The following is a 24,861-nucleotide window of genomic DNA, read 5'->3' as shown; positions in this document are numbered from 1 at the left end:
AGACATGGAGTGGCTAAAAAAACATTACCTTGAGAAGCCGGATGCAAAATTTATCAATCAGCTAACGTTTCGCGAAGTGTATGAGCAAGTAGCTGTTTTAGCTAAAAAGCTCTATCCTTATGTAAAAAATGAGCGGAGAGTGGCGTTGTGGGCCAGCAACTCCGTAGACACGGCGTTGTTCTTTTTCGCGCTGCAGGTGTTGCGAACAGAAGTGCTGCTGCTGAACACCCGTTTAACAGAGGGGGAAATAACAAAGCAATTGCAAATGTTAGACATTCAGACTGTCTTTTCTGATGATGATACATATATACCCTTTCATGAAGTATACACCGGCAAACCGGAAAATCTTAAATTAGAATACGAATTTGCCGGAGAACAAATTGCCGTTATCATGAACACCAGTGCGACAACCGGTGAATTTAAAGCTGTGCCGCTGCGCTGGCAGCAGTTTCAGGCCCATGCCCGGGCCTCACAAATCAGCCTGGGGGTGACCGCGGCGGACAACTGGCTGCTGGTCTTGCCGCTGTATCATATCAGCGGCTTAATGATCCTCCTGCGCAGCCTGTACAATGGAACGCAGGCAACCATTCTGGCGGGTTTTGCTGAAGACCGGGTGCTGAATTTAATTGCAGGCAAGAGCATAAATATGCTGTCTGTTGTTCCGACCATGCTGAAAAGAATCCTGCCGCGCATAGAGCAGCACAATTTGCGGGTCGTGCTGGTGGGCGGTGAATTCATTCCCCGGGCGCTGGTGGAGCAGAGCCTGGAAAAAAATATCCCGCTTTATAAAACCTTTGGCATGACGGAAACGACAAGTCAGGCAGCTACTTTTTCAGCCCTGGCGCAGCCCGGAAAAATCGATGCGGTTGGCTTGCCCCTGGCCGGGCTGGAAATCGACATCCGGAATCCCGATGAGAACGGTATCGGCGAGGTGTTGATCAAAGGGCCGATGGTAATGAACGGATATATCGGACGCGAAAAAATTTCCGGTTACTTCAATACGGAAGATGTGGGTTACCGGGACGAAGACGGGTTTCTTTATATCGTGGACCGCCGTCAAAACATCATAATCTCCGGCGGCGAAAACATCTATCCGCAGGAAATTGAAAACCTGCTTTATAAACTTTCCGCCATCAGGGAATGTGCCGTAGTCGGTAAAGCGGATGAACAATGGGGGCAGGTTCCCGTGCTCTACGTTGTATCCTCGCTGGATGAAGCGGCGATTCGCAGCTACCTTGCTCGGCAACTGGCAAAATACAAGCTGCCGAAAAAGATCATCCACATGGCGGAACTGCCGAAAAATACAGCGGGAAAAATAGTAAAAAGAGCTTTGTGAGAGAGGGTCCCATGAATCTGATCGACGGCTTAAACATTATGTTTATTCGGTTAACAGACGACGGCCTGGAAGCCAGAATGACATTAAGCAGCTTTCACGGCCAGCCTGGCGGTTATCTGCACGGAGGCGCCACCATTGCCTTTGGTGAAACTGTCGCCGGTTATGCTTCGCAGCAACAAATCGCCCCCGATCAGGCGGCGGTGGGGCAGTCTGTTACCGCCAGTCATCTGAAAGCCAAAAAAATCGGCGGCTATGTTACCGCCAGGGGCAAACTGCTGCACAAGGGCGCCAGATTCCACGTATGGAGCCTTGAAATGGTAGATGAAAAGCAGGTGTTACTATCCCATATGACGGTTACCAATGTCATCGTTAAGGGACATAAGGCGAAGTAAGAGAGCAGGGTGGAGGGGAAACATGGAACTGCAGGACCGCATGATCATGTCAATGATACAGGGTTTTTCTACAGCCTATGTATTATATACTGCTTGTGAACTTGAGGTATTTGACTATTTAGATTGTGAGCGGCAAATGACTCTGGCGAACTTAAGCGAGGCCTTAACAATCGAGGAAGAGATCCTCTATCGACTGTTGAGACCCTTGATCGCCTTACAGTTAATACAGGTGGAACAGGGTGTTTTTTCCCTGACCTCATTAGGGAAAAGATTGTCAAAATATGCTGCCCAATCCCTGCAAGGGTTGGTTTTATTCTGCGGCCGGGAAGGCATGCCGGCCTGGGCGAAAATGTATGAGGCAGTAAAACTGCATAAATTACCTTACCTGCTGGTGGACAAGAAATCAATTTTTGCAGTGCATCAGGAGGATACAGGCAAGTTTTCCTCTTTTAACAGGATGATGCAGATTGCAAACGCCCATTTGGATTTATCTCCTTATTTCCGTCAACAGACAAGCAGTAACAAAGCGCTTACTATTATGGACATTGGTGGGGGAACAGGTGATATCATCGCTAAATTCCTGGAATTTTATCCTAATGCCGCAGGGATAATTCTGGATCTTGAACATGTGGCAGATGAGGCGCGGCGCAATCTTACAGTACATAAGGTAAATGAAAGATGCGCGTTTACAAGCGGAGATTTTTTTCGGCCGCTTGAGACACAGGCCGATTTATTTATCCTGTCGCGCATCCTGCATGACTGGGAGGATGCAAAAGCGTGTAAAATTTTAAAAAATGTGGGAGCTGCCATGACGGAAGACGCCACCTTGTTAGTGATCGAAAAAATGCTGCCCCAGGCAGTGGCCAGAGATGATTTGCCTTTATATTTGCATGACTTGTATATTTGGTCGATGTGCGGCGGCAAGGAGCGCACAGAAGCAGAGTTTGAAAAAATATTCCGGGACAGCGGATTGGTGCTCAAGAAAAAGTATAAACTGGCGGCCGATGAATATGTACTGGAAGTGGCCAGGGGATACGAGGAGGGGATTATGTGATCATAACCGGGGCAGAGCTAGAACAGCTGGCATGCAGGTACGAGAAACTCGGTTATTGGGAACCGTTAACATTGGGCGAGCAATTAAGAGCAGCGGCCGAAAGGTATCAAAACAAGATCGCTGTTGTCGAGGATGAGAAAAGACTTACTTATGCGGAACTTGACGCGGCGGCGGACAGGCTTGCCGCCGGTCTGGCCGCTCTGGGGATTCGCAGGGGTGACACTGTTGTTGTGCAGCTCCCCAATTGTATTTCTTTTCTTACCCTTTGTTTTGCGTTGTTCCGCATCGGTGCACCGCCGATTCTGGCCTTACCTTCCCACCGGGAAGCGGAGCTTAATGCGATTTTCAGGCTGGCCGAACCGGTGGCCTATGTTATACCAACAGATTTTCTCGGCTTTCATTATGAAGAAACGGCGGCGTGCTTAAGACAAAAGCACCCGTCGCTCAAATACACATTAACAGACGGACAAGGACGGCAGAGCGGCAATCTTGATCTGAACAATATCGCCGGGCCGCCCCTGGCCTTTGCTCAGCCGCCTTCCTATAAAGATACGGCTCTTTTTCTGCTGTCGGGCGGGACAACAGGAACACCCAAACTGATTCCGAAAATTCATGCCGCCTATGCCTATAATGCCAAAGCATCGGCTAAACGCTGCGGTGTGACAGGCGAAAGTGTGTATCTGGCGGTGTTGTCGATTGCCCATGATTATCCGCTTTGCTGCCCCGGCGTGCTCGGCACGCTGTTAGCCGGCGGGACAGCCGTACTAAGCAAAACAGCCAGTTATGAAGAGGCATTCCCGCTTATCGATCGGGAGAAGGTGACCATTACGGCTATTGTTCCGGCCATCGCTAATCTTTGGCTGGAAGCGCTGGCGTGGGATGAAACGGTGAATGTTCCCAGTTTGGCAGTGGTTTTAGTAGGCGCGGCCAAACTGGAACTGGATGTTGCCAAACAACTGATTGCCAGGCTGGGTTGCAAACTGCAGCAAGGGTACGGCTTAGGTGAGGGGGTTACGTGTTTTACGGCTCTTAATGATCCGGAGGATATTGTTTGCAGTTGCCAGGGCCGGCCGGTTTCGGAGGCGGATGAAGTAAAAATTGTTGATGAAACTGGCGCTGAAGTGCCGGCCGGTGAATTTGGCGAACTTATTCAGCGCGGACCGTATACCTTCCTGGGATACTACCGGGCGCCGGAACTGAACCGGCAATGCTTTACGGCAGACGGCTTTTTTCGCACCGGCGACAGGGCAAGAATTACGCCGGAGGGCAACATCCAGCTGGCAGGACGGGTAAAAGAACAAATCAACCGGGCCGGTGAGAATGTAATTCCCGTGGAGATTGAGACCTATCTCCGCCGGCACAAAAGTATAAAAGATGCGGCGGTTCTCGGTCTGCCGGACAAAAATCTGGGGGAGCGAACCTGCGCTTTTTTAATTGCTGAGGATGACACAATCACAATGGCTGATATTAGTAAATTTTTGCATGAACTGGGTGTTGCTCAGTATAAAATCCCTGATCAGATTGAACTCGTCGACTGCTTTCCTTTTACCAATGTGGGTAAAGTGGATAAGAAAAAATTGAGGGAATTTTGCTGGGAGAGAGAGGGTGTGCAAGGATGATTAAACAGCCAATTCGGGAAACCGCGGTAGCAGATACGGCCGGGCTAAGCTATGCCGGGATAAAAGCACAAATTGCCGCAATGCTGGCGGCGCCTGTGGATTTTGATGATCAGCGTAACCTGCTGGAATTGGGTCTTAGTTCGCTGCAGATTATGCGCCTGGTAAATATATGGCGGAAAATGGGAGCGACCGTTACCTTTGCGGAATTGATTTCAGCGCCTACTTTAGGTAAGTGGTGGTCCTTATTACAGAATAGGCGGGAACCTGTCTTAATACATAATAAGGAACAGCCGGATAATATAAAATTTGCCAATATGCAGGCGCCTTTCCCCCTGACCGATGTGCAATATGCTTACTGGATCGGCCGGCGTCAGGACCAGTATCTTGGCGGGGTAGGCTGCCATGGTTATTTGGAGGTCGATGGGGAAGGCGTTGACCTGTCCCGGTTAGAAGCAGCCTGGCTGCAATTATTGCGGCATCATCCGATGCTGCGGGTCAGGTTTTTACCTGACGGACAGCAGGAAGTGCTGGCAGCGCCGGCAGCACCACAAGTCATCATACATGATTTGCGAACCTACTCCCAGACTGAGCTTGAGCAGGAATTAATGCGCATCCGCAGTCACCTGTCTCATCGGTTGTTCGCTATAGAAAATGGCGAGGTTGCCGGTTTGCAGCTCAGTCTGTTGCCGGCCGGAAAAACGCGCCTGCATTTTGATATTGATTTGCTGGTGGCGGACGTGCAAAGCTTCCAGATTATTTTGCGGGATTTGGCTGCCGCTTACGCGCGCGGCTGCCAGCCTCAAGCGCCGGCAAACTGGAATTTTGCCGAATACCTACAGCGGGAAAATGAACGGAATAAGAAAGCGCAGGACAAAGCGAAAGAGTACTGGCATAATCGTTTGGCAACCATGCCAACAGGACCGGCGCTGCCATTGAAAAAAAATCCGGAACACGTCAAGCGGCCTGTATTCAACAGGAGAGCCTATTTTGTTGCGCCAGCGGTGTGGGAGTTGTTGAAAAAGCGATCAGCCGAGTATCAGGTAACGCCGGCGATGGTGCTTTTAACCACGTATGCCCTTGTGCTCGAACGCTGGAGCACTACTAACAGGTTTTTAATTAATATTCCGTTGTTTGACCGCCAGGCAACAGACGAAGGCATTGAGGATGTTGTTGCCGATTTTACCAATTTATTATTACTGGAAGCGGATTGTGGCACCGGTGAATCCTTTCTGGAACAAACGCAAAAGTTACAGAACCAATTTCATCAGGATATGGCCAGCACGGCTTATTCGGGGGTGAAAGTGCAACGTGATATGGCGCGGCTGAATCAAGGTGCAAAGGTATTTGCCCCTATTGTTTTTTCCTGCAATTTAGGTATCCCGCTGATCAATGCCGAGTTTCGTGAAGCCTTTGGCGACATTAGCTATATGATTTCCCAAACCCCGCAAGTGTGGCTTGATTTTCAGTTATTTGACATGGACGGCGGCTTACTGCTGATTTGGGACGGCATAGATGAACTGTTCCCGGCGGGGTTGCTGGATCAGATGTTTGCCGCCTATCAGCAGCTCATTCACTGGCTGGCGGCTGATAATAATAACTGGCAATCCTCGCCGGATATTCTTGCTGCCTCCCTGCAGCAAAGACAGAACCAAGCTGTTTCATTGCCCGTGCCGCCGGCAAGCCGTTGCTTACATACCGCTTTTTTCGAGTTTGCCGCCAGGAACCCGCCGGCAACCGCCCTGATTGACAGTGCCGCCAATATTTGTTTCTCCTATGGCGAATTGGCCACAGCCGCTTTACGGGTGGCGGCATTCCTCCGGCAAAATGGCATTACAGAAGGCGAGTCTGTCGCCGTCACCCTGCCGCGGGGAATAGAACAGATTGTTGCGGTATGCGGCATATTGGCTATAGGGGCTTGTTATGTGCCTGTCAGCATTGATCAGCCCTTGGCCCGGCGCGAGCGTATTCATAAAAAAGCAGCCATTCGCTGCGTGCTTACCGATCAGGAACGGGTGCAAAGCGGGGAGTGGCCGAGCGGCGCCACCGTACTTGATATTGCCGGGGCAGCCAGTATACCGCCTTTGGCCAACCCCGGGGAATTTTCACCGGCGTGTTTGGCTTACGTTATATTTACCTCCGGCTCTACGGGCGAACCCAAAGGGGTTGAAATCAGCCATGGCGGGGCGTGGAATACTATTGCCGACATCAACCGGCGTTACCGTGTTGGCCCGGCCGACCGGGTTCTGGCTGTTTCCGCCCTGGACTTTGATCTCTCCGTCTACGACATATTCGGGTTGCTGAGCGTAGGCGGCTCTCTTGTGCTGATTACGGAAGAGACCCGGCGGGAAGCCGCGCACTGGCTAAAATTATTGAATAAATATGAAATTACCCTGTGGAATTCGGTGCCTGTTTTACTTGATATGCTGCTGGTCGCTGCCGAAAGCGGGCAGCAAAGAAACCTGCCGCTGCGCCTGACGCTGCTTTCCGGTGACTGGATTGGCCTGGACTTGCCGGCGCGGCTGCAGAATGTAGCCGGGCGTTGCCAGTTGGTGGCCATGGGTGGAGCTACCGAGGCCTCCATCTGGTCTAATTTCTTTGATGTTACGTTACCATTGCCTAGCGAGTGGACTTCTATTCCTTATGGACGTCCCTTGACCAACCAAGCCTATCGGGTTGTTGATAAACAAGGGCGGGATTGCCCCGACTGGGTAGCCGGAGAATTATGGATTGGCGGGGCCGGCGTGGCGCAGGGCTATTGCGGCGATCCCGAACTTACCGCGGCGCGTTTTGTGGATTGGCATGGTTCCCGGTGGTACCGGACCGGTGATCTGGGACGATATTGGCCTGATGGCAATATTGAATTTTTGGGCCGCGAGGATTTTCAGGTCAAGATCAGGGGGCACCGGATTGAGCTGGGTGAGATTGAAACAGTCCTAAAGCAGCATCCGGGGGTAAGTGATGCTGTGGTTACAGCCGCGGGTGAGCCCCGGGGCAATAAGTATCTTGTGGCCTATGTGGTGCCTGATCTGGAAAAGGGATCATCGCTTTTGGCAGCAGAACCCGCTGATCCGGGGCTGACCCAAGCCCTCTGGACTGCTTTGGCGGTGCCGCCGCGGAGACTGCAGTACTTTAAGTCCGAAAATCTGCTCAGCTTTTTAAGTCAAAAGCTGCCGGCCTACATGGTTCCTGCTGTTTGCATTCCTTTGCAGGAACTGCCGCTAACGGCTAACGGCAAGCTTGACCGGCAAGCGCTGCCTGCCCCGGAGTATAGGCAAAAGGCGCACCCGGAGAGAATCTTTACTGCGCCGCGGACACCGCTGGAAGCAGCTCTTGCGGGTATCTGGCGGCGGTTGCTGGGAACTGAGGCGATCGATATTAACGACAGCTTTTTCGAATTGGGCGGTGATTCCTTACTGGCAACCAGGCTGAGCACCATGGTACGGGCGGAGTTGGCGGCTGAACTGTCCCTGGGCAGCATTTTCGCCGGGCCGACCATCGCCGAACTGGCTAAACATATTCAGGCGCTGACGGCGGCACCAACGGCAGAGACCGGTTCCCCGGCCTGCCTGCCGCAAATCGTGCCCGCGCCTGAGCAGTGGCACCTTCCTTTCCCGCTGACCGATATTCAGCATGCCTACTGGGTTGGCCGCAGCGGCGTCTATGCCCTGGGCAATGTAGCCGCCCATTGTTATTTTGAACTGGAAGCGATTGATCTGGATCTCGACCAGGTCAACAGCGCCTGGCAGCGCCTGATTGACCATCACGGCATGATGAGGGCGGTTGCTTTGCCTGACGGACAGCAGAAAATTTTGGCACAGGTTCCCCCTTACCATATCAAAGTCCTCGATTTACGGGGAAAAAGTCCGGAGGCGGTTGCGGCCGGGCTGCAAAATACGCGGGAAGAAATGTCTCACCAGGTGTTTGCTGCCGGCGAGTGGCCGTTGTTTGATGTGCGGGCCTCCCGCTTTGGCGAAAACCGCGTACGACTTCACCTTAGCTTTGACAACTTGTTTTTTGACGGGTGGAGCACGTTTCATCTCTTTAGTGAATGGGCCCGGCTTTACCAGGAGCAGAACAGCGCTCTGACTCCACTTGCGTTATCCTTCCGCGATTATGTCCTGGCGCTGGAAGAAAGCAAAAAATCAGTGCTGTATAAGCGGGATCAGGAATACTGGTTTACCCGTTTGCCTGACTTGCCGCCGGCGCCGGAACTGCCGCTGGCGCAAAAGCCGGAGTCTCTTGGTCAGCAGCGGTTCCGGCGCCTGGATACCCGGCTGCCCCGTGAAGCCTGGCAGCAGCTTAAGCAGCGTGCGGCGGAGGTGGGGCTGACGCCCTCCGGCCTATTGCTGGCTGCCTATGCCGAAGTGCTTGCTGTCTGGAGCCGGCGCCCCCGGTTTACCATCAACCTGACCCAGTTCAACCGGCTGCCCCTGCACCCGCAGGTGAATGAACTTGTCGGGGATTTCACATCCCTGACCTTACTGGCCGTGGATCATTCGTCAGGCCGGACCTTCCTGGAGCGGGGACGATATTTGCAGCAACAACTCTGGCAGGATTTAGACCACTCGTATGTCAGCGGTATCGAGGTATTGCGCGAATTGGCCAAGCAGCGCGGGGAACATCAGGGCGCGATGATGCCGGTTGTGTTTACGAGTGTTTTAGGTGTCGACCAGTGGAGCGAGGACGGCTCGGGTAAAAAGTGGCTGGGCAAGCTCGTCTATAACATTACGCAAACACCGCAGGTATGGCTGGATCATCAAGTTGCGGAACAAGACGGGGAACTGCTCTTGATTTGGGACGCCGTAGCCGGGCTGTTCCCGGCAGGACTCCTTGACGACATGTTTGCCGCTTATTGCGACCTGCTGCAGCGCCTGGCCGCTGGAGAAAAGGCCTGGCATGAGGTCGTACCGAGCCTTGTTGCCGTGCCCCGGCTGGAAGCAAGAATCGAGGCCAATAATACGGCCGCACCGGTATCGTCGGCAACGCTCCCCGGTTTATTTGCCAGGCAGGCCGCCCGGCAGCCGGGCCAGCCGGCGGTGATTGCCGCCGGCGGCACCTTGACCTATGAGGAATTGTCCAGCCGCGCCGCGGTTGTGGCCAGTATTTTGCGGGCTAAGGGCGCGCGGCCCAATACCCTGGTGGCGGTGGCAATGGAAAAAGGCTGGGAGCAGGTGGTGGCAGTCCTTGGGATTTTGCAGGCCGGTGCCGCTTATCTGCCGCTTGATCCGGCGCATCCGGCGGAGAGACGCCGGCAGCTTCTGGGCGACGGCGCTAGCAGCCTGGTTCTTACCCAGTCCTGGCTGGACGAGCAAATGGACTGGCCGGCCGGTATCGAGCGGGTGTTTGTTGACCAACTACCGGTAAGGGACAGGGAAAGCAGTCCGCCGCTCCTTGCGGTCCAAGCGGAAGATTTGGCCTACGTTATTTATACCTCGGGTTCGACCGGTATGCCCAAGGGGGTTATGATCGACCACCAGGGGGCGGTCAATACTATTGTAGATATAAACCAGCGTTTTGCCGTGGGTCCCGCCGACCGGGTACTGGCCCTTTCCAACCTGAATTTTGATCTTTCGGTGTATGACATTTTCGGACTGCTGGCTGCCGGCGGCACCATTGTCATGCCGGCAGCGGACAAACCCAGAGATCCGGCCTGCTGGCTGGCATGGATGCGGCAGGAGCAGGTTACGGTGTGGAACACGGTGCCGGCTTTGCTGCAGATGCTGTTGGAATATGTTGACGGCAGAGATGAAAGGCTGCCGCAATCCCTGCGGCTGGTGTTGCTGAGCGGGGACTGGATACCCTTAGACCTGCCGGATAAAATCAGGGCGCAGGTTCCCGGCGTTCAGGTAATCGGCCTGGGCGGGGCCACAGAGGCGTCAATCTGGTCCAACCTGTATCCGATACAAGCAGTAGATCCCGGCTGGAGAAGTATTCCTTATGGCCGTCCGCTGGCCAATCAGCGCTATTATGTACTTAATGAATATATGGAGAACTGCCCTGTGTGGGTGCCAGGCGAGCTGTACATCGGGGGCCTTGGCCTGGCCAAAGGGTACTGGCAGGATGAGGCCAGGAGCAAAGACAAATTTATCCATCATCCCCGCACCGGTGAACGGCTATACCGTACCGGGGATTGGGGGCGGTACTGGCCTGATGGCAATATCGAGTTTCTGGGAAGGGAAGATCTGCAGGTCAAGATCAGGGGCCACCGTATTGAACTGGGGGAAATCGAAGCCGCTTTGAAGCAGCATCCGGGTGTGCTGGATGCAGTTGTTGCGGCTATGGGCGAGCCCCGGCAGCTTGTGGGCTATGTGGTTCCTGACCGGGAACAGGGGACGTCTCTGTTGACAACGGAAACCGCTGATCCGGAGATAACCACAGAACGCTGGACCGCTTTGGTAGAGGCGGGACGCCGACAGGCGCAGGCGGTTTTAGCCGAAGAGATCAAATATGAGGATTTCCCTGTGTTCTGGGAGTATATGGAACACGTAAGCCTCTGCCATATCTGCCGTGCTTTGAAAAAAGCAGGGGCTTTCCTTATACCGGGCGAGAGCTATACTCTGGAGGCATTGCTGCAGCATTGCCGAATACAACCCCGTTACCGTGAACTGATAAAACGGTGGCTTGAAATCCTGGCAGGCGAAGGACTGGTAACACAAGACGCAGCAGGCAGTTTCAGCAACCCCTGGACTTTACCGACAGAGCCACAGGCCAGCAGGGTATATCCGGCCTGGGAACAACAGGCCGCGGGTCTTAGCCGCTACTTACAGCAGCTCGGCCAATACTCTACCGAGTTGTTAACAGGCGCTATTGATCCATTAGAACTTTTCTTTTCCGAGGAGCTTTCTCTGTCGCCTGACGATCTTATGCAAACCCTGCCCGGGGCCAAATACAGAAGCAGCATTGTCCAAAAACTCCTGCAAACGGTTGCTCAGAGGCCTGAACCGTTACGGGTGCTGGAAATTGGCGCCCGGTGCGGCAGTCTGACCAAGTCTTTACTGGCTTTGCTGGCTCCTGACAAGGACACTTACACCTGCACCGATCTGTCCACTTTTTTTATCAATGCTGTGAAAACCAGCTTTAATGACTATGCCTTTGTTGAATACAGGCTGTTGGATATAGACAAAAATCCCCAGGATCAGGGATTTGATGCATACAGTTATGATGTAATTATTGCCGCCGATTCTTTACACCGGGCGCGGAATATCGGAACCGCTCTGGCTCATATCCAGTATCTGCTGGCTCCCGGCGGTCTGCTGTTCATGCTGGAGGCGACCCGCAACAGCCATTTACTGCCGATCAGCGTGGGGTTCCTGGAAGACGGCTTTACCCATTTCGAAGATGAAAGACAGGCGGCAGGCTCGCCCCTGCTTTCACCGGAAAAATGGCAGAGCCTTTTGCAATCCAAACAGTTTACCGAAGTTGCAGTCTTCCCTGAGCAGAGGGAGCCGGCTAGTGTTTTGGGACAGCAGGTTATGGCAGCACAGGCGCCGCAGAACCTAAAACACTTCGAGCCGGGAATACTAGCCGGTTTTTTGAGTGTAAAGCTGCCTGCCTACATGGTCCCGTCTGCTTTTATACTTTTGCAGGAACTGCCGCTAACGGCTAACGGCAAGCTTGACCGGCAAGCGCTGCCAGCCCCGGAGTATGGGCAAAAGGCCCAGCCGGAGAAGCCATTGACCGCGCCGCGGACACCGCTGGAAGCAGCGCTTGCGGGTATCTGGCGCCGGTTGCTGGGAACTGAGTCGATCGATATTAACGACAGCTTTTTCGAACTGGGCGGTGACTCTTTACTGGCAACCAGGCTGAGCACCATGGTACGGGCGGAGCTGGCGGTTGAACTGTCCCTGGGCAGCATTTTCGCCGGGCCGACCATCGCCGAACTGGCTGAGCATATTCAGGCGCTGATGGAAAAACCAGCGGCAGAGGCCGGTTCCCGCCTGCCGCAGATCGTGCCCGCGCCTGAGCAGTGGCGCCTTCCTTTCCCGCTGACCGATATCCAACAAGCCTACTGGGTTGGCCGCAGCGGCGTCTATGCCCTAGGCAATGTAGCCACCCATTGCTACTTTGAACTGGAAGGGCTTGATCTGGATCTTAAGCGGCTTAATAAAACCTGGCAGCGCCTGATTGACTATCACGGCATGATGAGGGCGGTGGCATTGCCCGACGGTCAGCACCAGCAGATTTTGGCCCAGGTTCCTCTCTACCACATCAGAGTCCTCGATTTGCGGGGCAAAAGTCCGGAGGCGGTTGCGGCCGGGCTGCAAAATACGCGGGAAGAAATGTCCCACCAGGTGCTTGCTACCGACGAGTGGCCATTGTTTGATGTGCGGGCCTCCCGGTTTGGTGAAAATTGTGTACGACTGCATATAAGCTTTGACAACTTGATTTTTGACGGGTGGAGCATGTTTCACCTTCTCCGGGAATGGACCCGGCTTTACCACGAACCAGCGGGACCGCTGACTTTGCTTAACCTGTCCTTCCGCGATTATGTCCTGGCGCTGGAAGAAAGCAAAAAATCAGTGCTGTATAAGCGGGATCAGGAATACTGGTTTACCCGTTTGCCTGACTTGCCGCCGGCGCCGGAACTGCCGCTGGCGCAAAAGCCGGAGTCTCTTGGTCAGCAGCGGTTCCGGCGCCTGGATACCCGGCTGCCCCGTGAAGCCTGGCAGCAGCTTAAGCAGCGTGCGGCGGAGGTGGGGCTGACGCCCTCCGGCCTATTGCTGGCTGCCTATGCCGAAGTGCTTGCTGTCTGGAGCCGGCGCCCCCGGTTTACCATCAACCTGACCCAGTTCAACCGGCTGCCCCTGCACCTGCAGGTGAATGAACTTGTCGGGGATTTCACATCCCTGACCTTACTGGCCGTGGATCATTCGTCAGGCCGGACCTTCCTGGAGCGGGGACGATATTTGCAGCAACAACTCTGGCAGGATTTAGACCACTCGTATGTCAGCGGTATCGAGGTATTGCGCGAATTGGCCAAGCAGCGCGGGGAACATCAGGGCGCGGTAATGCCGGTTGTGTTTACGAGCGCGCTGGGGGTCGAGCAATGGAACGAGGACGGTTCGGGCAAAAACTGGCTGGGCAAGCTCGTCTACACCATTACGCAAACACCGCAGGTATGGCTGGATCATCAAGTCGTGGAACAAGACGGGGAACTGCTCTTGATTTGGGACGCCGTAGCCGGGCTGTTCCCGGCAGGACTCCTTGACGACATGTTTGCCGCTTATTGCGACCTGCTGCAGCGCCTGGCCGCTGGAGAAAAGGCCTGGCATGAGGTCGTACCGAGCCTTGTTGCCGCACCCCGGCTGGAAGCAAGAATCGAGGCCAATAATACGGCCACACCGGTATCGTCGGCAACGCTCCCCGGTTTATTTGCCAGGCAGGCCGCCCGGCAGCCGGGCCAGCCGGCGGTGATTGCCGCCGGCGGCACCTTGACCTATGAGGAATTGTCCAGCCGCGCCGCGGTTGTGGCCAGTATTTTGCGGGCTAAGGGCGCGCGGCCCAATACCCTGGTGGCGGTGGCAATGGAAAAAGGCTGGGAGCAGGTGGTGGCAGTCCTTGGGATTTTGCAGGCCGGTGCCGCTTATCTGCCGCTTGATCCGGCGCATCCGGCGGAGAGACGCCGGCAGCTTCTGGGCGACGGCGCTAGCAGCCTGGTTCTTACCCAGTCCTGGCTGGACGAGCAAATGGACTGGCCGGCCGGTATCGAACGGGTGTTTGTTGACCGACTACCGGTAAGGGACAGGGAAAGCAGTCCGCCGCTCCTTGCGGTCCAAGCGGAAGATTTGGCCTACGTTATTTATACCTCGGGTTCGACCGGTATGCCCAAGGGGGTTATGATCGACCACCAGGGGGCGGTCAATACTATTGTAGATATAAACCAGCGTTTTGCCGTGGGTCCCGCCGACCGGGTACTGGCCCTTTCCAACCTGAATTTTGATCTTTCGGTGTATGACATTTTCGGACTGCTGGCTGCCGGCGGCACCATTGTCATGCCGGCAGCGGACAAACCCAGGGATCCGGCCTGCTGGCTGGCATGGATGCGGCAGGAGCAGGTTACGGTGTGGAACACGGTGCCGGCTTTGCTGCAGATGCTGTTGGAATATGTTGACGGCAGAGATGAAAGGCTGCCGCAATCCCTGCGGTTGGTGTTGCTGAGCGGGGACTGGATACCCTTAGACCTGCCGGATAAAATCAGGGCGCAGGTTCCCGGCGTTCAGGTAATCGGCCTGGGCGGGGCCACAGAGGCGTCAATCTGGTCCAACCTGTATCCGATACAAGCAGTAGATCCCGGCTGGAGAAGTATTCCTTATGGCCGTCCGCTGGCCAATCAGCGCTATTATGTACTTAATGAATATATGGAGAACTGCCCTGTGTGGGTGCCAGGCGAGCTGTACATCGGGGGCCTTGGCCTGGCCAAAGGGTACTGGCAGGATGAGGCCAGGAGCAAAGACAAATTTATCCATCATCCCCGCACCGGTGAACGGCTATACCGTACCGGGGATTGGGGGCGGTACTGGCCTGATGGCAATATCGAGTTTCTGGGAAGGGAAGATCTGCAGGTCAAGATCAGGGGCCACCGTATTGAACTGGGGGAAATCGAAGCCGCTTTGAAGCAGCATCCGGGTGTGCTGGACGTGATTGTTGCGGCTGTGGGCGAGCCTCCTGCCCTTGCGGCCGCCGTGGTGCTGCGTGAAGAAAGTAGGGGAGATGAAAGCAATACCGGCGAAGCACTGCGCAGCTTTTTGGGCAAAAGCCTTCCGGGCTATATGATCCCCAATCAAACAATCATTTTGGCAACACTACCGCTCAGTGCCAACGGCAAAGTGGCCAGAGATGCCGTTAAACAAATTATACAGCAACATCAGGGGGCGGCAATCCACGCGTCCGAGCCTCCGCGTGACGGTTTGGAACGGCAAATAGCCGCTGTATGGTCAGATATCTTAGGCGTGCCGGAGCCTGCCCGGGATGACGATTTCTTCTTATGTGGCGGTGACAGCTTAAAAGCGGTACGTCTTATCGGACAATTGCAAAAGCAGCAGGTATCGCCTACGGGCATGTCCTTACAGACCTTATTCGTCGCGCCGACAATAGCCGCATTGGCCGAGAATATTCGCACTTTGCAAGACTCATTGTCTATGGAGTATGAACAGCAACAGCAGATTTTTGAGGAGGGAATAATATGACGATAACCGAGGTAGTTAATAAGTATGAAGCCTTAGGCGTTCAGTTTTGGGTAGAGGGCGGGCAACTGCGTTTCCGGGCTCCTGCCGGTGTGCTCAATGATCAACGTAGGGCTGAACTACGTTCCTATAAAGAACATTTGCTTACACACATTCAAGATGCATATCATTCCCTTGTCGTTGCCGACCCGCAAAATCGTTATTCCCCTTTCCCCCTCACTGATGTACAGGCTGCTTATTTGGTAGGCCGCGAAGATATCTATGAGTTTGGCGGCGTTGGCTGCCATGGTTATATGGAATTGACCATGCCTTGCCTGGAAAAAGATCGCTTGGAAAAGGCCTGGCATGCAGTAATTCAGCGTCATGATATGCTGCGCGCCGTGGTCTTTAAGCAAGGCTATCAGCAAGTGCTGGCAGAGGTAATCCCCCCTCCCCTGCGAACGCAGGACCTGCGGGGATTCAGCCCTGATCAGGCGCAAGCGGCCATACAAAAAGTGCGGGCAGAGCTCTCGAACCGTCAATACACACCGGAGCAGTGGCCTTTATATGAACTGTTTTTAACGACAACTGATGAAAACAGCATTTTACATTTTTCTCTTGATATGCTCATTGCTGATTTTGTCAGTGCCAATATAATTATGGCAGAGCTGAATCAGTTGTATCATCAGCCCGAAAAACCACTGCCACCGCTTGAAGTAACCTATAGGGACCTGCTGCTGTTTCAGCAGTCACAGCAAAAACAGCCGTTTAACCGCGCCCGGAAAGAGCGGGACCGTCAATACTGGCTGGAACGAATGGAGAATATGCCTGAAGCACCCGAATTACCGGTGGCCGAAGGCGAGGCAAAGCTGCAGAAAGTGTCGTTTGAGCGGCATCATTTCCACCTTGACCAACATAAATGGGCCTCTATTTGCCAACAGGCTAAACAGAAAAAAATAACATCCTCCGGCGCAGTGCTGGCCGCTTTTGCCGAGGTGATTGGCTTATGGTCCAGGCGGTCTGAATTTTGTATAAATATCACTGTATTGAATCGTCCCGAACTGCATCCGCAAATTAATGAAATCGTAGGCGATTTTACTGAGGTAAGTGTCCTGGAAGTCGCTCCCCGGGCGGGCAGTTCCTTTTTAGAACGGGTGCAGGCCTTACAGCAGCGTTTGTGGCTGGATATGGAACATAGCTCCTTGTCAGGCATCGAATTTCTGCGGGAATTAAGCCGCCGCCGCAATAAGAGCGTTATCATTCCCGTCGTGTACACAAGTATGATCGGCATAGGCGATACCGGCTGCCAGGACGGTGAGTTAATGAGAGGAGCCCGCTTTACTTATGGAATCAGTCAGACACCGCAAGTGTGGATTGACTGCCAGGCCTCTGAACGCTGCGGGGAACTGCACATTAATTGGGATGTAAGAGGCGGAGTTTTCCCGGCCGGGATGATTGAAGATGCTTTTACGGTTTTTGAGCAGTTGCTGCAAGCCATGGCTGCGGGTAAAGATATCTGGCAAAAACAGGCGCCATTAACCTTGCCTGACCATGTGCAAACGACACGTAAGTTTGTAAATAATACCGCGGTGCCAATGCCGGCCGGTCTTTTGCAGGACGGCTTCTGCGCCAATGTTAAGCTCTACCCGGATGCCCCCGCCTTAATCAGCGCAGGCAGACAGTTTACATATCAGGACCTGGCGGATCATGCGGCTGCGGTACAGCAGGCCCTGGTGAACAGAGGTTGCCATAGGGGGGATAACGTGGCCGTGGTTCTGGAGAAAGGACTTTGGCAGATTGCCTCTGTTCTTGGTATATTGCTTGCCGGCGGTGTCTATTTACCTATTGATGTTTCCCAGCCGCGGGCCCGGCGGGACACGATGCTGAAGGATTCCGGAACCAGGTTTATTGTCACTCACGACGAACTGGCCGAACAGGCAGGGGAGATTCCTCTTGCTTTCATTACGGTGGAAGCGCTGACTATAAAGCCTCATAGTCTTTTACAGCCCGTGCCTGTAGATCCTTCGCAGCCGGCGTATATCATTCATACCTCAGGCAGCACCGGCCGGCCTAAAGGCGTTATCCTGGATCATCGTGCCGTATTGAATACGATCCAGGATATTAATGCCCGGTATGAGGTAAATTCCCGGGATAAAATCCTGGGATTGGCAAACCTTGGCTTTGACCTTTCGGTTTATGATATTTTTGGTTTGTTAACCGCCGGCGGCACATTAATCCTGCCTGATGCCAAACGACAAAACGATCCCGGACACTGGTATGAATTGATCAGCCAATATGGTATAACAATCTGGAATTCAGTGCCGGCACAAATGCAAATGCTATTGTCTTATCTGCAAAGCGACCCCGCTCTGCCAAAGCCTTCTCTCCGGCTGGCTTTGCTATCCGGGGACTGGATACCGGCAGCCATGCCCCAGATGCTCTTTGCCCATTGCCCAGGCGTTAAGGGCGTCAGTCTTGGCGGGGCTACAGAAGCAGCAATTTGGTCAATTTTCCACCCGTTAGAGGCTGTGCCGGCAGGCGCAAAACGCATCCCTTATGGTAAACCCCTTACCAATCAACGTTTTTATGTTCTCAACGCCAGGCTGCAACCTTGCCCTGACTGGACAATTGGGGACCTATATATTGGCGGCGCCGGTCTGGCCCGGGGATATTCAGGCGATCCGGAACTCACGGCCGAACGTTTTATAGTTCATCCGGAAACCAAGGAACGCCTATATTTTACCGGCGATCTGGGCAGATACCGGCCGGACGGGGTCATAGAATTTTTAGGCCGTGAGGATGCCCAAGTGAAAATCCGCGGGCACCGTATTGAGTTAAATGAAATTGAAAGCGTATTGCAGAATCATCCGTCGATTGCTTCCGCTGTAGCAATGGTAAACGGCAATAGCCCCCAGGAATACCGGTTATCAGCTTTTGTTGAAGCCCGCCGGTTACCGTGGATGAACATGAGTTTGGAAGAAAAAAAGGCTTTTTCTGAAGCCTGCTTTCAAGCCGGGGAAAAGTCCCTGGCTGCTGTTGACCGGTCACTCTTTGCCCGGTGGATAGCAATTTCGGACAGAATGGCGTTGGGGGATATTATCAAGACGTTGCGCGAATTTGGCTTATTTAAAGACGCCAATGCCCGGCACCGCCGGGAAGAAATCCAAACCGCAGCGGGCATCGCGCCCAAGTATCATCGACTGTTAAGGCGCTGGCTGCATGCCTTGTCTGTTGAAAAATTATTGCAGAGAGATGCCGATACCGATATGTATAGTCTGCTGGCGCTTCCCCCGGACGATGCTGCAGTTGGTCTTTTGCAAACAGAAATGGAAGAGCTGGAGCAGAAGGTTAAATACGGAGCCGATCTTGTACGTTATTTGCAAAAATCCAATTCCCGGCTGCCGGAATTGCTGCGCGGGGAAGTTGATCCTCTGGACTTGTTTTTCCCCCAGGGAAAACTGGAGACGGCGATGGCTGCCTATAATGACAATCTGGCCAGCCGTTGCCTGAATAGTGTAGTCGCCCAAGGGGTTCTAAACTTGGTTGATCAGCATGCCCGTCTGCATCCTGCCCGGCCTTTGCGGATACTGGAGGTAGGCGCCGGTGTGGGCGGCACTACGGTTGAACTGCTTCCCCTCCTGAAGGGCCGCCGGGTAGAATACTGCTTTACTGATATTTCCACATTTTTTCTTAATGAAGCCCGTTCACGTTTTGCTGAATACCCCTGGGTCACCTACGGCTTGTTTGATATTAACGAGGCCTATTGGCAGCAAGGGTTGACGGCAGCTTCCTGGGATATTATTATTTGCGCCAACGTGCTGCATAATGCCCGGCATGCACCCACTGTCCTTGCAAACTTAAAGGAACTTGCTGTTCCCGACGGTGCCCTGGTTGTAATCGATGCCACGCAGGAAGCGTATTCGCTGCTGACTTCACTGGCTTTTCTGTTTAATGGACTGGAGTTTGAAGACGGGGCAACGGGATTTACCGATTTGCGGGCCAATAGCGACTGGACTTTTTTTAGCCGTGAAAACTGGCGGGAAATGTTTTCTGATTTCAAACTTGATATTATGTGCGAATATCCTACAGAAGAGGACCCGCTGGCCTATGCCGGGCAAACCATATTCATAACCCGTTTTATGGCGGAGAGTGTAGCCATTACTGCCGCGGAAATTACCAATTACCTGCAAACCCAACTGCCTGAATATATGGTTCCCGGTTATATCGAAGTATTGCCGCAAATCCCCCTTTCCAGCAACGGCAAGGTTGACCGTGCGGCTTTAAAGCGCCGCGGCGAGATTAGCAGCGCTTATGCGCCCGGTTCCGGGGAGGCCCCGCAGGATGATCTGGAACAGCGCATTGCCGGCATATGGGCGGCGGCCCTGAATCGCGAAACCATATGGCGCAATGAAGATTTTTTTGCCGCCGGGGGTGATTCTTTATTAGTTGCGCAGGTTGTGGCTAACATGCGGGAAAGCTTGCCGGAAGCGAAAGAGTGGGAATGGGACCGTTTGATGCGGGAAGTGCTGCGCCTGCCGACCGTGGCTGCCATTGGGAGCCAATTAAGATTACAAACAACAGTTCCCGCCTTTGGCGCAGACCAGACTATGCCTGGACCGGCGACGCCGCTTGTTATCCTGGCTGAAGGGAAAGAGCCAGGCGGTGTCATGAAAGTTCTTTTTCATGACGGCACAGGAACCCTTACGATCTATAACAATTTGCTGCCCGCTTTAATTAATGATCCGGGACGGACAGCAACGATTGCCGGGTTTACACTGACAGATGAGCAGGCTTATCTGTCCATCCCCCTTGATAAGCTGATTGTGACCTTAGGGCAGCAGTATGCTGACTTGCTTTTGCGTCATGGAACCGGCCGCTTTGAATTAATCGGCCATTGCATGGGGGGCCTGATTGCTGTTGAAACGGCAAGAGTGCTGCTGGAGGCAGGGGCCGATGTAGCGCCGGTAACCGTCATCGACAGTAACCGTTTCCCCTATCGGATTGATGATGAATTGTTTATGGAACGGGTCTTTGGGCTTTTGGTCGGCGCAGATATCGTTAAGGCTGGTCATACTGTTCACCATAAAATGATGCAAAAAGCCCTGGAAGAAATTATTACTTCGCAAAACGGGGTAATTTCCACTGAAGCAGCGTGCTCTTTAAGCGAACCCTTCGCAACGGTAGCGCAGTGCTACCGGCAATTGGCAGCGAAGCCTCAGGCTCAACGTCTGGCAGAGCTTTATTCTACCCTGCCGGCCTCAAAGGGAGAGATTTCAGAGCAGCAATTGAATGTTTTTTTCAATAGATATCAAATACTTTGCCATAGCTTTAGAGGGATAACTGCCTATGAACCGTTGTCCTTTGCCGGTGATATTTCCGTAATATGCGTCCGCGACAGAGAAAATCTTTTCTTTCCCTTTATGGACTCATCCAGTGCGGAATTCTGGCAGGGAATGGTATTAGGCGATATGCGGATTCATCACGTTGGCGGCCATCATTTGTCGTGCATGCAGCCACCTCATGTCGCTTCTTTATCAGACCTGTTAACACAAGGAGTAAGCTAATGAAGCCATTAATAGGAATTTTAGGTTGTGGCGGCGCCCTGGGGCGTGTAGCCTGCGAGGTTCTGCGGCCGTCATGCCGAATCCGGGGAGGACAGCGCAGTCAGCCGCAAAACCTGGGAGCAGCGGATAAAGAAGAGGTTGGCGAATGGGTGCGGGTAGATCTGTACAACACCACATCATTGGCTGATTTTTGCCAGGGCTGCGATGTCATACTTAATTGCGCCGGTCCTTCTTACCGTATCGGCGATCGTGTTGCGCTGGCGGCAGCGGCAGCGGGCGCCCATTATGTCGATACCTTTGGGGCCGATCTTGTAGAAAAATCACTGTCTGAAAAAAGCGTCGGCACAAGCAGTATATTTGTATTATCAGCAGGCAGTTTTCCGGGATTATCCGGAATTCTGCCCCGCTGGCTGGCTGGGCAGGGGTTTGACGTTTTGGACTCGCTCCATGCCTTTGCCGGCGGCCGGGAATATTGTTCGCCCGGTGCCGGCGCAGATCTGTTATTAAGCTCGGTTGCCGGTTTTGGCATTCCTGATGCTTTTTGGCGCAAGGGCGCTGTGGTTCGCAATGCGGGCAAATACGCTGACAAAGTAGAGCTTCCCGGTTGTAAAGAAGAGGTTTATGTACAGAGATTTCTTAACAGGGAAACGGCTCGCCTGGCCAGGCAACTGCCTGTGCAAGAGGCTCATTGGTATAATATTGTAGCTGATAAGCAGGCGGCTGATACTATTTTAACCTGTTGCGCCCGTTTGACGGTGGATAGTGGGGATACCGTACTGACGGCAGCGGTGTCGGAACTTGCCGCCGCCGCCGCAATGGCTCTAAGCGGAAGTCCGCCCTGGTATACGATTATGGTTGAGATTCAAGGACAGGCGCGAGGCGAAACAGTACGCAAACGGGCAATATTGCGCAGTGCAAGCAGCTATCGGCTGAGTGGTGTTGTTGCCGCCGTAACGGTGGAGGCCATATTGCGGCAAAGGACTGCTGCCGGCGTATACTGGGCTTTTGAGTTTTTGAATCCGGCCGAGGTGATGGAAAAACTGCTGGCGACAAAGGCGGCGACAAGTCTTGTTGTTGTGGATATCCCGCCTATTTATCAACCTGCCACCTTTAAAGAGATGGAAGAGGGGATATTATGATTAAAGCGGAAAAGCCTTTGCGGGTAGTCGTATGCGGTACAACCTTCGGCCGGGTTTATCTGCGCGGCCTCGAGCAGCTGCCGGAAGAATTTACCCTGGTGGGAATTTTGGCCCGGGGCAGCAGTCAGGCGGTACAATGCGCGCAAGAATATAATGTTCCTTTATATACAGACGTAGAGCAGCTAACAAAGGAAAGCGTTGATATGGCGTGCGTTGTTGTCAGGTCAACCGTCGTAGGCGGCCAGGGCACTGACCTGGCTAACAATTTATTGCTGAAAGGAATTCATGTGCTGCAGGAACAGCCGGTGCACCATGATGAGCTGGTGAAATGCCTGCGCAGCGCGCGGAAAGCCGGCTGCTGCTATCACCTGAACAGTTTTTATCCGGATCTTGAAATTGTCCGCAATTTTATCACTACGGCCCGCCAGGTCCTGCAGCAAACTGAAGCCAGCTATATTGACGCCGCGTGCAGTATTCAAGTGCTTTTCCCTCTTGTCGATATTTTAGGACAGTCACTGGGTGGGTTTAGGCCATGGTTTTTCCTGGCTGCGTCCAATCCTTCTTCCGCAGCACCGTTTTGTTCCCTAAGCGGGCAAATTAAAGGAATTCCCATAACATTGCAAGTGCAAAACCAGCTTAATCCGGTTGACCCCGACAATTACACGCATTTGCTGCATCGCATCGTTATCGGCACGAATAGCGGCAATCTGATGATGACCGATTCGCAGGGGCTCGTTTTATGGAGTCCGCGTATGCATGTGGCCCGCCGGGCAGACGGCGTGCCTGACCTGGATAGTGCCGATCCCCTGCTGGATCTGGCGATAACAGAGTTGGTGACACCTTACAAGCATGAATCGTTCAGGACGGCTCTTGCCAGTTGGTGGCCTGAGAGTATTAAGCGTTCTTTGTCCCGTTTCCGGACAGCAATTCTTTCCCGGGAAAATGATAAGAGGTTAGCTCAGTATCAGTTAACAGCCTGCCAGGTTTGGCAGGATATCAGCCAAAAAATAGGGCCGGTGCAGCTTATTACCGCTCAGGCGCCCAAGCCTGTAACCCTGGCTATTCTTCAGGCTGCGGCAAGTGAAAACGGGCCAGTCAGGCAAAACAAGGGAAAGTAAGCCACCGGGGATTACAAGCAGGTTCAGGATAGGGTTGTCCATCAGCTTTTGCTGTTGTCAGAGGGGGAGGAGACGGAATTTGTCTGAAAAAACTATTGGAATTTTGGGTGCCACAGGATATGTAGGCCGGGCAGCGGTTAAAACGATTCTTACTTCTACCGGCCATAATGTTATGCTTGGGAGCCGGAACCCGGAAAAAATCCACACAATGTTTCCGGAGCTGGCCTCAAGGGGGAAATGCCTGCAAGTAGATGTTTATAACCGGGATATGCTGCATACCTTTTGCCGCCGCTGCGATATAGTGGTAAATTGTGCCGGACCGGCAAAACAAATATTAGACAGAGTGGCGGCGGCAGCCCTTGAACAGGGGACTCATTATGTTGATGTTGCCGGCTATGAGTATCTGTATAGGCAATTGCTGCAGAGAAAACAGGAAATAGAAGCGAAGAAACGGGTGTTCATTATCTCCGCCGGAGTGTTTCCCGGTTTATCTGAGCTATTTCCTGCTTATGTTGCTGAACGATATTTTGAAGAAATCGACTTGCTGGAATTATTTTTTGCCGGCCAGGGGGATTTTTCCCTGAACGCGGCCTACGACATTGTATGCAGTATCGAAGAAAATAGCGGCCTGGGGATGACCTACTGCCACTATGGCGAGGCCAAAAAAATAGATGGCATTTTTCATCGAACCTATACCCTGCCCTGGCCGGTTGGTAAACTGGATACATATCCGATTTTAAACCAGGAATTTGAACGAATAGCGAAACGCCATAATATCAAAGCCGCCTACCTTTATAACACATACCCCAATAAGTCTGTGTTGAATACTTTTGTTATGATTAAGGCCTTGGAACAATATAAAACCGAAGAGCAGAAAAGAGCAGCGGCTAAGGCTTTGACAGAACAATTCGGTGTAAAGAAACAGGAGGCCCATGATTTTACCATGTTTCACCTGAATGCAAGTGGGCACAAAGATGGCAGACCAGTGCAGCTGACTTCCAATCTCTTATTTCCCCAAGACAGTAATGTTCTGTCAGGTATCATTGTGGCTAATGTTGCCAGGTTGGTCATAGAGACGGAACGGGACAGCGGCGGCTGTTATTTTGCGGCAGAGGGGGTGCAGGCTACTAAGCTGATAGATTTATTATCGGCGCAGAATATTGACCTTAAGAATACCTTTTTATAGTGCAGAGAGGCGCCGCCAAGCGTTTGGCAACAACTGATGAATCGTGGCAAGCGGTTTAGGACAGGAAGCAGGAGCTTTTTGCCTAAACCTTTTTTTCAAATTATCCTGATCGGCATAGAAATGCCCTTTTTGGCGTAGAAGAAAAAAATGGAAATGTTATAATTATCTTTGATAAATGATTATGATAATCAATCTCAAAAAAAACTTTGTTTTTTTTATAACCGCTATAACGGCAAACCACAGGACGGAAAGTTTGGTGAAGGAAGATTACAGGCAGATGAGCATGGCTCT

The 24,861-nt window shown here is 53.0% G+C and carries 9 protein-coding genes; all 9 read left to right on the top strand.

The genetic code is table 11. The features are described from left to right. Positions 1-4 precede the first annotated feature (4 nt). Entirely contained in the window at positions 5-1,336 is a 1,332-nt protein-coding gene (menE, locus tag ACZ481_RS19270; protein ID WP_464766959.1) for an o-succinylbenzoate--CoA ligase, read from the top strand. 11 nt (positions 1,337-1,347) lie between these two features. Next, positions 1,348-1,728: a PaaI family thioesterase gene (locus ACZ481_RS19265; protein WP_464766958.1), complete on the top strand. Its 381-nt coding sequence runs from the start codon at positions 1,348-1,350 to the stop codon at positions 1,726-1,728. A gap of 22 nt (positions 1,729-1,750) precedes the next feature. Beyond that, on the top strand, positions 1,751-2,782 hold the full coding sequence (locus ACZ481_RS19260; RefSeq protein WP_464766957.1) for a methyltransferase: 1,032 nt from the start codon (positions 1,751-1,753) through the stop codon (positions 2,780-2,782). Beyond that, complete coding sequence (locus ACZ481_RS19255) at positions 2,779-4,401, top strand: (2,3-dihydroxybenzoyl)adenylate synthase (RefSeq protein ID WP_464766956.1); 1,623 nt, start codon at positions 2,779-2,781, stop codon at positions 4,399-4,401. The genes ACZ481_RS19260 and ACZ481_RS19255 overlap by 4 nt, the downstream gene beginning before the upstream one ends. Beyond that, the gene (locus tag ACZ481_RS19250) at positions 4,398-15,587 is read left to right on the top strand and encodes an amino acid adenylation domain-containing protein (RefSeq protein WP_464766955.1); all 11,190 of its coding nucleotides are present in this window, start codon (positions 4,398-4,400) and stop codon (positions 15,585-15,587) included. Before ACZ481_RS19255 ends, ACZ481_RS19250 begins: the two co-directional genes overlap by 4 nt. Beyond that, a complete protein-coding gene (locus ACZ481_RS19245) occupies positions 15,584-21,127 on the top strand; it encodes an amino acid adenylation domain-containing protein (RefSeq protein WP_464766954.1) in 5,544 nt (1,847 codons plus the stop codon). The genes ACZ481_RS19250 and ACZ481_RS19245 overlap by 4 nt, the downstream gene beginning before the upstream one ends. Next, on the top strand, positions 21,127-22,266 hold the full coding sequence (locus ACZ481_RS19240) for a saccharopine dehydrogenase NADP-binding domain-containing protein (protein WP_464766953.1): 1,140 nt from the start codon (positions 21,127-21,129) through the stop codon (positions 22,264-22,266). The genes ACZ481_RS19245 and ACZ481_RS19240 overlap by 1 nt, the downstream gene beginning before the upstream one ends. Continuing rightward, positions 22,263-23,384 carry a Gfo/Idh/MocA family oxidoreductase gene (locus tag ACZ481_RS19235; protein ID WP_464766952.1) on the top strand — a complete coding sequence of 374 codons (1,122 nt, stop codon included), beginning with the start codon at positions 22,263-22,265 and terminating at the stop codon, positions 23,382-23,384. The genes ACZ481_RS19240 and ACZ481_RS19235 overlap by 4 nt, the downstream gene beginning before the upstream one ends. 79 nt (positions 23,385-23,463) lie before the next feature. Then, entirely contained in the window at positions 23,464-24,570 is a 1,107-nt protein-coding gene (locus ACZ481_RS19230; RefSeq protein ID WP_464766951.1) for a saccharopine dehydrogenase family protein, read from the top strand. The last annotated feature ends 291 nt before the right edge of the window (positions 24,571-24,861 follow it).

The sequence above is a fragment of the Sporomusa intestinalis genome, assembly GCF_055383785.1.
Note: the sequence above shows the minus strand (reverse complement) of the source record. Positions and strands in the feature narration are given on the sequence as shown.